A 9,976-nucleotide genomic window follows, 5' to 3' on the forward strand; every position below is an offset into this window, starting at 1 on the left:
GATCAGTACGCAGCCCAGCGNCGAGACGGTGGTGCNNCTGTCAAAGTCGATCTCCGTCGCGATGACGAACGGCGTTCATCTCGCGCATAANTGCAGGCGAAATATGGCCCGGTGGCGGTATTTNCGGGTGCTCAGCCCACGCGGAGGTTCCGCGGGGTCGCTGTTTGGCAGGTGGATCAGGCCGCGATGACGCTGCGCTCGGTGGCGAGTTCGTACGCTTCCTGGATGTCGGCGACGATCTCGGAAGCTTCCCACAGCGCATCGGGAGCGATCGATCGCAGGCTGATAGTCCAGTTACCGCCCTTGCGGGTTCGCGGCGTCGCGACGATCTCGAAGCGGACGTCGCGGCACAGCGGATTCCGCGCCAGCGCGTGTCCGACGCGGATGCGGATCTCGTCCATCGTGGCCGGGGTTTTTTCGGAATACAGCGGGACCATCCACTTCGCTCCAGGCAGCCGTGCCGGGCAGACGGAGCGTTCAGCGAGGCCCCGCGTTGCGGCACCTCATTGTTGGCTCCGGGATGGTTAATAGCCGCTTAAGTCAGCAGACCTAGGGCCTCTACTAGCGCTTCTCGATCACCAGGTTCTGGATGGCGCGGCCGAAGTAACCGTGCTGATCGCCGAGCTTCGACGCGGCGATGCCGGCACCGTCGGGGCCGAGCCACATCTCCGAATTCAGCAGAATCCAGTCGCCGACCGGCGCACGGGCGAAAAACACGTTGAGGTCGGCGTTGATGAAGGTCCAATGGCGGAAATCCAGCACCGCCGAGGTCGCGTTGCTGAAGTCGGCGGCGACCACCGCGCGCATCACCGGCGACATCGGCTTGCCTTCGATCAACGGCAGGTCGGCGCGATACCAGGTCGCGCCCGGCCCGAGCGAGCCGAAGCCGCCGTAGACCTTGCGCAACGACATGGTCCGGACGAAGGCGTTGCTGAAGCCGGCCTCGAGTGGCGGACAGGCGTCCGGCGGCGGCACGTCGATCGGCGGATGATCGATATCATCGGGTAGTTCGGTCTCGGCAACGCGAGTCTTCAGCACGGTGCCGCGGACCACCACGACGCCCTGGGCCTTCAGCCGGACGGCGCAGAGCTGAATCTTGCGGCCCTCGCGCAACACCTCGGTCTCGTAAGTCAGTGGCGCGACCGGCACCGGACGCAGCAGATCGACGGTGACGCGTGCGACCTGCATCGGCACCGGCGACGGCATGGCTTCGGCCAGATGTGCCACCAGCGCCGACGGCGGCGAACCGTGCTGCATGGTCGGATGCCACGGCCCGGCGGCATGATGGCTGGTTTCGATGTTCTGCCCGTCGATGCGAAAGATCGCGTCCATACTGCCCGCTCGTTGAGACCTTGGTCGCGCTGACTCCCACAAACCGCTTAGCTCTGCAACACTGCTACGATCAGGCGGATCGTCGGACCACGCATGGCGGAGGTGACTAATGGCTTCGATCGAGAAGAGCTTCAGCGTCGACACGTCGGCAGATGCGGCTTGGGACGCCTTCCGTGATTTCGGCGCACTGCATCGCCGGCTGGTCCCCGGCTTCGTCAGCGATGCCCGGCTCGACGGCGACGCCAGGATCGTCACGTTCGCGAACGGTCAGGTCGCGCGCGAACTGTTGGTGAGCTGCGACGATCAGCGGCGCCGGCTGGTCTACGCCATTCCGCCCAATGACCGCATCGCGCACTACAACGCTGCAGTGGAAGTCATTCCGGATGGCGGGAATTGCCGCATCCGCTGGACCATCGATTTGCTGCCGCATGCGCTCGAGCCGATGATCGCAGCCCAGATGGAGTTGGCCGTAGCGGCCATGCGGCGAACCCTGGCGCAGCCGGCGGCGTAGCAGAGGGCGTCGCCGGAGCTTCAGTGATCTGCCGCACAGACCGCAGGCGTCTCCTCGTCTGAACTGCAGGCTGGAGCGTGATCCCGAGCCGCCTCGCGGAGGGGCGCAGCCTGAGGGGAGGATGTGATGACAGGTGCCGACAAGATCCCGTGCCGCTTGGCCGCGCTGCTGGTGCTGGCCAGCGTGACGGCCGCGCCCGCCCACGCCCAATTCGCCGGACTCGGCGGTGGCGCCGGCGGCGAAGACATGATGACCCAGATGGCCCCGATGCTGGAGATGATGAAAGCCAAGATGGGCAAGCGCCGCTTCGCCATGCTGATGCAGACGATGGGGCCGATGATGGGCCGGATGATGGAGAACGGCGGGGCTGAGGTCGGAGGCCTCGGCGGCGGCTTTGGTAGTGGCTTTGCTGGAAACGGCGGCGGCTATGGCGGTGCGCCGGCCTATGCGCCTGGCGGCTACGACACCGGTGGCGTCAGTCCCGCGGGCTTTGGGGGCGTCAGCCCGGCTGGCTTCGGTGGCGGCGACTTCATGGGGATGATGAGCGGCCAGGGTGGCAGCCAGATGATGGCCATGATCCCGCAACTGATGCAGCTCGCCAATATGGGCGGCGGCCATCGCAAGCATCGTCGCCGTCATTAGGCACGGCTGCAAGATAGCAACCTCAGCGGCCGAACAGACGGTCCATCAGCCAGCCATCGATGCCCGCTGCGGCTTCGGGGCGCACAGCGGTGCGGGTCGGCTGCGGCCGCGCGCTCGGCGCAACGTTCGCCGGCGCGACATTGACCACGGTCGCGTCGCCGCGCGGACGCGCTTCGGCGATGGTCGCCCCGCCGCCAACATAACCGCCGGGAAGAGGCTGCGGCGTGTCGCCTTGCAGCGCCGCACGCATGAACCGCGTCCATACCTCCACCGGCAAGCCGCCGCCGGTCGCCTTCTTGGTCGGCGAGTTGTCGTCATTGCCGAGCCAGACGCCAGTGACCAGCGTCGACGTGTAGCCGATGAACCAGGCGTCGCGAAAATCCTGACTGGTGCCGGTCTTGCCGGCCGCCATCCAGCCCGGCAGGCTGGCCTTGTGGGCCGTGCCGGAGCGCAGCGTCTCCTCCATCATGGTGTTCATCATCGCCACGGCGCGAGGATCGACGACGCGGTCGAGCGGCTCGCTCGGGCGCGTGTACAGGATCTTGTTGCCTTGCGCGGTGCGGATGCGGTTGACGACATGCGGCGACACCAAGAGGCCGCCATTGGCGAACGGCGCGTAGGCGCCGACCAGCTCGGTGACCGAAACCTCCGAGGTACCGAGCGCGATCGACGGGTTGGCGTCGAGCTTGGAGGCGATGCCGAGCCGGTGAGCGGTGCGGACCACGGCCTTCGGCCCGACCTCGAGGCCGAGCCGCACCGCCACGGTGTTGAGCGACATCGACAGCGCCTGAGTCAGCGTCACCGCGCCAAAGTATTCGCGGCTGTAGTTCTCCGGCTTCCAGCCCTTGATATCGAGCGGGGCGTCCTGACGGATCGTATCGGGCGTCAGGCCGGACTCGATCGCAGTGAGGTACACGAACGGCTTGAAAGCCGAGCCGGGCTGGCGCTTGGCCGTGACGGCGCGATTGAACTGGCTTTCGGCGTAGTTGCGGCCGCCGATCATGGCCTTCACCGCGCCGTCCGGGGTCATCGCCACCAGCGCGCCCTGGCTGACCTTGAACTTGACGCTCTTGGCAGCGAGTTCGTCGATGATCGCGGCCTCGGCCTCGGACTGCATCTTGGGATCGATCGAAGTCTCGACGATGATCGACTGATCGATCTGCCCGACCAGATCATCCAGCACCTCGCCGACCCAGTCGGCCACGTAGTTGACAGTGCCGGCGCCGTTCGGCTTGACGGTATAGACCGGGTGGGCGATCGCCGCCTGGGCCTGCTTGTCGGTGATGAAGCCGGCATCGTTCATCGCGGCCAGCACGGTCTGGGCGCGCTTCTCGGCGCCTTCCGGATTGCGGTTCGGCGCCAGCCGGGACGGCGATTTGACCAGGCCGGCCAGCATCGCGGCCTCGACCAGCGTGACGTCCTTGGCGGACTTGCCGAAGTACTTCTGCGCCGCAGCCTCGACGCCGTAAGCGCCCGAGCCGAAATAGACGCGGTTGAGATAGAGCTCGAGGATCTCGGCCTTGGAGTGCTTGCGCTCCAGCCACAGCGCCAGCTCGACCTCCTGCAGCTTGCGCGTCAGCGTACGGTCCTGGGTGAGAAACAGGTTCTTGGCGAGCTGCTGAGTGAGCGTCGAGCCGCCCTGCGACACGCCGCGATGCAGGATGTTGGCGACGGCCGCGCGGGCAATGCCGATCGGGTCGACGCCGAAATGCTGATAGAAGCGGCGATCCTCGATGGCGATAAAGGCCTTCGGCAGATAGGGCGGCAGATCCTTCAGCGCCACATTGGTGCCGGCCTGCTCACCGCGCACCGCAAGCTGACTGCCGTCGGCCGCCACGATGGTGATGGTCGGCGGCCGCTTGGGAATTTCGAGCGACTGGATCGGCGGCAATTGGGTTCCGACGAACACCATCACGCCGACGACCGCCAGCACCCCCCAGATGCACAGCACGGCGCTCCAGTAGAACGTCTTGGTGATCAGGCCGCGCAGACCGCCGCGTGACTTGCTGCGCGACTTGCGCGCGCCGCCACCGCCGCCGGATTTGGCGGCCGGCTTCTTCTTGGGCTTGTCCTCGGCCGTACCGACCCGATCATCCGGAGAAAGGCGCAGATTCGCCAACGCCTCGGGCAGGCCGAATTTCGGCTCCCGTTTCACGCCGGCCTTTTTCTTGCCCCACGCCATCTCACTCAACGCCCACGCCGACTGAGGCGCGAAGCTAGCCGAGCCGGTTTAAGGCCCGGTAAAGCGATAGTTAAGGCAGGTTCCATCGCAAGCCGCGGCCACGCCGTCCTGCGGTTTGAGCCAGCGCAAGCCGGAAGCGGAAAAGCCTGCGATAGCAAGCTCGCCGGCGGCGTTGGCCGGCCGACAAGGACGTCCTATGACCCGTTCTCTGATGACTGCCGAGCAGATCGAGGAACTGCTGCTCGATGATGTTCGCCGGCAGCGGCACTGCGACAAGGTCGAGGCGATCCGGATCAAGCCGTGCCAGCCGGACGAGGACACCAACTTCGCCAATTGGAAAGTCGCCTCGGTCGATCCGGGCGCGGCCAGCCGCGAGTTCGCGGCCGCCGCAGTGATCACCGCGATGGACCGGCTGCAGCGCGAGGTCAGCGCGCTTCCGTGGGAATAGCCGGCCGGTTCCTCGGCCGTGGTCGCAGGCCGGAAAGCTCTAGTGCAGATCGCGGCGCGGCGGCGCGATTCCGATCTCGCCCATCAGCCAGCTCTTCATCTTGGCGCGGCTGGCGAAGCGCTTCGCCTCTTGGAGCAATTCTTCGCGTTCATCGCCTTCGGGCGTCAAGGCCGCTTCGATGTATTTGGCCACCGCGATCTCTTCGAGCTGCTCTACGGTGAAATAGCGATTATTGTCGCTGCCTGGCTTCATCGCATTCCCGCCGCGTAGCGCGGCGCCTCCCGGTCGACGCTTCAACGGAGCGTCGATTCAATGCGATCATTCGACGACGATTCGACGACTGCGTCTGTCCCGTTTTGGCCGCAGCGTGGCGAGACCAAATAGAACAAAGGACCAAGTCGTCCGACACGATTACCGATTAGTTGTTAGCAAGTGCGCCAGACCTGAGAATTCTACCTGGATATTCGCATCTGTGAACGCAACCGGAAGGCCGGCGCGATGCATTTCCGCGCCGGCCTTCCGCCATCTCTTACATCGCAGGTCCGTCTTCGATGATCGGGCCGAACAGTTCCCAGCGCTCGCCGTTGAAGCGCATCATCTGCAACTGCTTGTTGACCCGATAATCCGTTGGTGACGTCGTGATCGACATGCCGGGCAACGCCAGATCGCCGACGACGTTCTTCAGGCTGGCGGCCTGCTTCATCACGTTCTCACGCGTGAGATTGTCGCCGCACTGCTTGAGGATGGTGATCAGCAGCTGCGCGGTCGAATAGCCGTAGGTGTTGATGGTCGAGGTCTTGTCGCCATCCGGATAGTACTTCTCCATGAAGTCGGTGAACTTCTTCATGCCCGGATCGTCCTTCCACTGCGGATCGGCGGGATCCTTGCCGTAGTTGACGCTGATGATGCCTTTGGAAATATCGAGGCCTGCAGGCTTCAGCGTCGAAGACACCGGGCTGGCGTTGATGTCGAGGATGTGCACCGGGTGCCAATCGAGATCGGCCGCCTTCTTGATCGCTTGTGCGCCGAACTTCGGCGTCGAAGCATCGAACAGCAGATCGGCACCGGACGACTTCAGCTTCACCATCTGCGAATCGACGGTCGGGTCGGTCAGCTCGTAGGACGCTTCGGCGACGATCATCTTATCGGCCTTGTCGCCGAGCCCGGACCGCAGGCCCGCCAGATAGTCACGGCCGAGATCGTCGTTCTGGTACAGCACGCCGATTTTGGCGTTGGGGTGGTTCTTGAGAATGTACTGCCCATAGATCCGGCCTTCGGTGTGGTAATTCGGGTTGAAGCCCATGGTCCACGGATAGTTCTTCGGATCGCTGAACCGCGTCGCGCCGGTCGCGGCCAACAGTTGCGGCACCTTCTTGGCGTTCAGATATTTCTGCACGGCGGCATTCGACGGCGTGCCGATGATCTGGAACGTCAGCAACACCTCGTCGCCTTCGACAAGCTTGCGGACCTGCTCGACAGCTTTGGGCGGCGAATAGGCGTCGTCGTACTGGATCAAGTTGATCTTGCGGCCGTTCACGCCGCCCTGGTCGTTGATCATCTTGATGTAGGCGGCCTGGGTCTTGCCGATGCCCGCATAGGCCGAGGCCGGGCCGGAAAACGGCACGGTCTGGCCGATCTTGATTTCGGTATCGCTGGCGCCGGTGTCGTACTTCTTCTGCGCGGCCGCAGGAGCCACGCCGAGCGCAATGGTCGCAAAGGCCGCTAACGCGGCCCGGGTCAGGCTGGTCATCGTGTCTCACTCCCTTGGGCTTGTTGCCGGCGGTCTTCTGTGAGCCGCCGTTAGCCGGGAGTGTGGATCAGCATGCAGGCAGTGGCAATGCCGCAATCATGGCGGCACCGGGCGCGTCGATCAGACCGCCCAGACGGCGATCAGCGCCAGGAAGGCCGGGACCGCCTGAATGTACAGGATACGGCGGCTGACGCTCCAGGCACCATAGAGCCCGGCGATGATCACGCAGATCAGAAAGAACGTCTTGATCTGCAGCGCCACAAGCGGGTCGGGGTGCACCAGCCCCCAGATCAGCCCCGAAACCAGAAAGCCGTTGTAAAGCCCCTGATTGGCTGCAAGCACGGCGGTATCGGCGGCACGCTCCGGTGTGTTGCGAAAGGTCTTCAGGCCGAGCGGCCGGGTCCAGAGAAACATTTCCAGCACGAGGAAATACAGGTGCAACGCCGCGACTAGTCCGGTCAGGGCAGCGGCCACGATGGGCATGAGGCAAATTCTCCGCGGGGCAGACAGCAACCTTCGCGTCGTGGTACTAGCACGGTCAACCACAAAGCAAAAAGGGGAGCGCCGCATGACCGGCCACGTCGATCCGACCAAGGAAATCTTCGCGAAGTTTCGCGAGAACGATCGCCCGGGCCCGATTCACATGCTGAACCTGGTGCGGCTGAAGTCGCGCGCCACCTATCCGGACGGGCGCGAGGCGACCGGCGCCGAGGCCTACGCGGCCTATGGTCGCGACTCCGGTCCGGTTTTTACCCGGCTCGGCGGCAAGATCGTATGGCAGGGGCAGTTCGAACTGATGCTGATCGGGTCGCAGCAGGAGCACTGGGATCGCGTGTTCGTCGCCGAGTATCCGAGTGTGGCCGCCTTTGTCGAAATGATACGCGATCCCGTCTATCGCGAAGCCGTCAAGCACCGCCAGGCCGCCGTGGAAGATTCCCGGCTGATCCGGTTGAAGCCGCTGCCGGCCGGCAAAGGGTTCGGCGAAATACCCGAATAGCGTTCGCGACGCCGGAAGTGCGCCTTCCGGAAACCTCGTCCGGAATGGCCATTGGTACGCTGGCGCATGCAAATCCGATCCGTTAGTTTGGATCCGTCTGATTAGCGGGGACTGGATCGATCCATGCGCCTGTCGGTGCGCCTCACTCTGGCGATGACGGCGCTCGTGCTGTGCACGGTCGCCGCCTTCGGCCTGCTTGCGTATTACAATATCGGCCATGCCGTCGTGCCGGCCGGGATACAGCGGCTGGCCGACCAGACCAAAGCGCGGATCGGCGCCGTCGAGGCGCTGCTACGCACCGTGCGGAACGAGACTCTCGGGGCACGCAGCTTTCCCCCACATCTCGGCATCGCCCGCGCGCGCCGGAATGGCGGACTCGATCCGGAGGACGGCATCACCGAGGAGCAGTGGCGGCGGCGTCTCAACGAGGCCTATGCGGGCCAGATGCGCGCCAAGCCGGGGATTCTTCGCTATCGCTACTTCGCGCTCGCCGACGACGGCCTCGAATTGGTTCGGGTCGATCGCGACGGCCCTGACAACAGCGTGCGCATCGTGCCGCAATCCGAGCTGTCGCGCAGCCTGGACATGGAGCTGCTGAAGCAGGCGAGCGCGATGAGTGGCGACGAGGTGGATCTATCCTGGAACAGGCCCGGCAGCGACAGCGATACGCCGGAACCAGTCATCACTTTCCTGACGCCTGTGCATGAGCTGGATGGCACGCCGTTCGGCGTCATCGTGTTCGACCTCGACATGCGGCCGACTTTCGAGCGCATCCGCAGCGCGCTGAGCCAAGAAAATACATCCTACGTGGTCGATGTCGACGGCAATTACCTCGTCAATCTGCGCGAAGGCCGTATCGTGCCGACCAGCCACAGCCGGCGCTGGCAGGAAGACTTCCCGGAACTTGCCGCCTCGCTGGCCGACAAACCCGGCACGGCCGCCATCTTGAAAGCGCCTGACGGCCAGCGCGTCGCCGCGGTCGTGGGGTTCACGACCATGCCGGGCGGCAAGCGCATCGGCGTGATCGAAACCACCGCATTCGAAGCCATTATGGCGCCGGCCGCAGCGCTCAACACCTCGATCCTGATCGTTGCACTGATCGCCGCGATGTCCGCCGCGCTGCTGTCGATGCTGCTGTCGCGTTCGCTGGCGCGGCCCATCGCACAGGTGACGGCCGCGGTTCAGGCCTTCGGCAAAACCGGAAAGCTTGCACTGCCACGCGGCTTGAGTGGCGAGACTGGCGTGCTGGCCGGCGCCTTCGAGCAGATGGCGGAACGCATCAAGGCGACGACGGCGGAACTCCGCACCAAATCCGACCTGCTCGACCAGACCGTCGCCGGCATGGCGGACGCGGTGCTGGTGCTCGACTCCGAGGGACAACGGGTGTTCGGCAATCCGACCGCCAAAAAGCTGTTCGGCGAATTCAGCGATATCGGCTCCGAACGCTGGAAGTTGGAATATCAGCGCCTGCGCCCAGACGGCAGCAGCATGCCGCCAAACGAATGCCCGGCATTCCGCGCCCGCGGCGGCGAAAGCTTCGACAATGTCGAGCTCGCCATCAAACGCACCGACAAGCCCGCGGTGCAGCTCTCCGCCAGCGGCCGGCCGATCCACAATGCGGATGGCAGCTTCGGCGGCGCGGTCGTGGTGTATCGCGACGTTACGGCGCTGCGCGAGGCCGAGCGCCAGTTGCTTCAATCACTGAAGATGCAGGCCATCGGCCAGCTCACCGGCGGCGTCGCGCACGATCTCAACAACATTCTGACTGTCGTCACCGGCGGGGTCGAAATCCTCGCCGAGGGCGTCGCGGACCAGCCGCAGCTGAAAGAGGTAGCGGCCATGGTCGATCAGGCGGTGGCCCGCGCCAGCGATCTCACCAACGGGCTGCTGTCGTTTTCACGCAAGCAGCCGCTGCAGCCGCGCAGCCTCGACGTCAATGCGCTGATGCTCGACACGGTCAAGCTGCTGCGCCCGACGCTCGGTCCGCGCATCGACATTGAAGTGACGCCGGCCGCCGATCTGCGGCCGGCGCTGGCCGATCCGTCGCAACTCGGCAGCGCGCTGATCAATCTGGCGATCAATGCGCGCGACGCGATGAACGGCTGCGGCCGCCT

The 9,976-nt window shown here is 64.9% G+C and carries 11 protein-coding genes; 5 read left to right on the plus strand and 6 right to left on the minus strand.

Annotated features, from left to right (window positions below; translation table 11 throughout):
* Positions 1-176: 176 nt before the first annotated feature.
* Together I5M_RS20120 and I5M_RS20125 are read right to left on the minus strand one after the other, a co-directional pair.
* On the minus strand, positions 177-437 hold the full coding sequence (locus I5M_RS20120) for a hypothetical protein (protein WP_022723035.1): 261 nt from the start codon (positions 435-437) through the stop codon (positions 177-179).
* A 124-nt stretch (positions 438-561) separates the two neighbouring features.
* Positions 562-1,332 (minus strand): thioesterase family protein, encoded by a 771-nt coding sequence (locus I5M_RS20125; RefSeq protein WP_022723036.1) that lies wholly within the window; start codon positions 1,330-1,332, stop codon positions 562-564.
* A gap of 109 nt (positions 1,333-1,441) precedes the next feature.
* On the opposite strand from I5M_RS20125, the gene I5M_RS20130 reads away from it, so the two are divergent.
* Complete coding sequence (locus tag I5M_RS20130) at positions 1,442-1,843, plus strand: SRPBCC family protein (RefSeq protein WP_022723037.1); 402 nt, start codon at positions 1,442-1,444, stop codon at positions 1,841-1,843.
* Positions 1,844-1,969: 126 nt separating this feature from the next.
* Complete coding sequence (locus tag I5M_RS20135; RefSeq protein ID WP_022723038.1) at positions 1,970-2,485, plus strand: hypothetical protein; 516 nt, start codon at positions 1,970-1,972, stop codon at positions 2,483-2,485.
* 22 nt (positions 2,486-2,507) lie between these two features.
* On the opposite strand, the gene I5M_RS20140 is transcribed toward I5M_RS20135, so the two are convergent.
* Positions 2,508-4,667: a transglycosylase domain-containing protein gene (locus I5M_RS20140; protein WP_022723039.1), complete on the minus strand. Its 2,160-nt coding sequence runs from the start codon at positions 4,665-4,667 to the stop codon at positions 2,508-2,510.
* Between the two features lie 196 nt (positions 4,668-4,863).
* Between I5M_RS20140 and I5M_RS20145 the strand changes: the two genes are divergently transcribed.
* Positions 4,864-5,115, plus strand: a complete 252-nt coding sequence (locus I5M_RS20145; protein ID WP_022723040.1) for a hypothetical protein — start codon at positions 4,864-4,866, stop codon at positions 5,113-5,115.
* Positions 5,116-5,154: 39 nt separating this feature from the next.
* Here the strand turns inward: I5M_RS20145 and I5M_RS20150 are convergent, their stop codons facing one another.
* The 3 genes from I5M_RS20150 to I5M_RS20160 form a co-directional block, all read right to left on the minus strand.
* Positions 5,155-5,367, minus strand: coding sequence for a hypothetical protein (locus I5M_RS20150; RefSeq protein ID WP_022723041.1), 213 nt, complete (start codon positions 5,365-5,367; stop codon positions 5,155-5,157).
* Positions 5,368-5,644: 277 nt separating this feature from the next.
* Positions 5,645-6,865, minus strand: a complete 1,221-nt coding sequence (locus I5M_RS20155) for an ABC transporter substrate-binding protein (RefSeq protein WP_022723042.1) — start codon at positions 6,863-6,865, stop codon at positions 5,645-5,647.
* Between the two features lie 120 nt (positions 6,866-6,985).
* Positions 6,986-7,348, minus strand: coding sequence for a DUF1304 domain-containing protein (locus I5M_RS20160; protein WP_022723043.1), 363 nt, complete (start codon positions 7,346-7,348; stop codon positions 6,986-6,988).
* Positions 7,349-7,433: 85 nt separating this feature from the next.
* On the opposite strand from I5M_RS20160, the gene I5M_RS20165 reads away from it, so the two are divergent.
* Positions 7,434-7,862 carry a DUF1330 domain-containing protein gene (locus tag I5M_RS20165; RefSeq protein ID WP_022723044.1) on the plus strand — a complete coding sequence of 143 codons (429 nt, stop codon included), beginning with the start codon at positions 7,434-7,436 and terminating at the stop codon, positions 7,860-7,862.
* A 123-nt stretch (positions 7,863-7,985) separates the two neighbouring features.
* Positions 7,986-9,976, plus strand: a 1,991-nt coding sequence (locus I5M_RS20170) for a histidine kinase dimerization/phospho-acceptor domain-containing protein (RefSeq protein ID WP_022723045.1), incomplete at its 3' end; no start/stop codon positions are given.

Origin of the sequence: Rhodopseudomonas sp. B29 (assembly GCF_000333455.1) — a bacterium.
In the GTDB taxonomy this organism is placed as follows: Bacteria; Pseudomonadota; Alphaproteobacteria; order Rhizobiales; family Xanthobacteraceae; genus Rhodopseudomonas.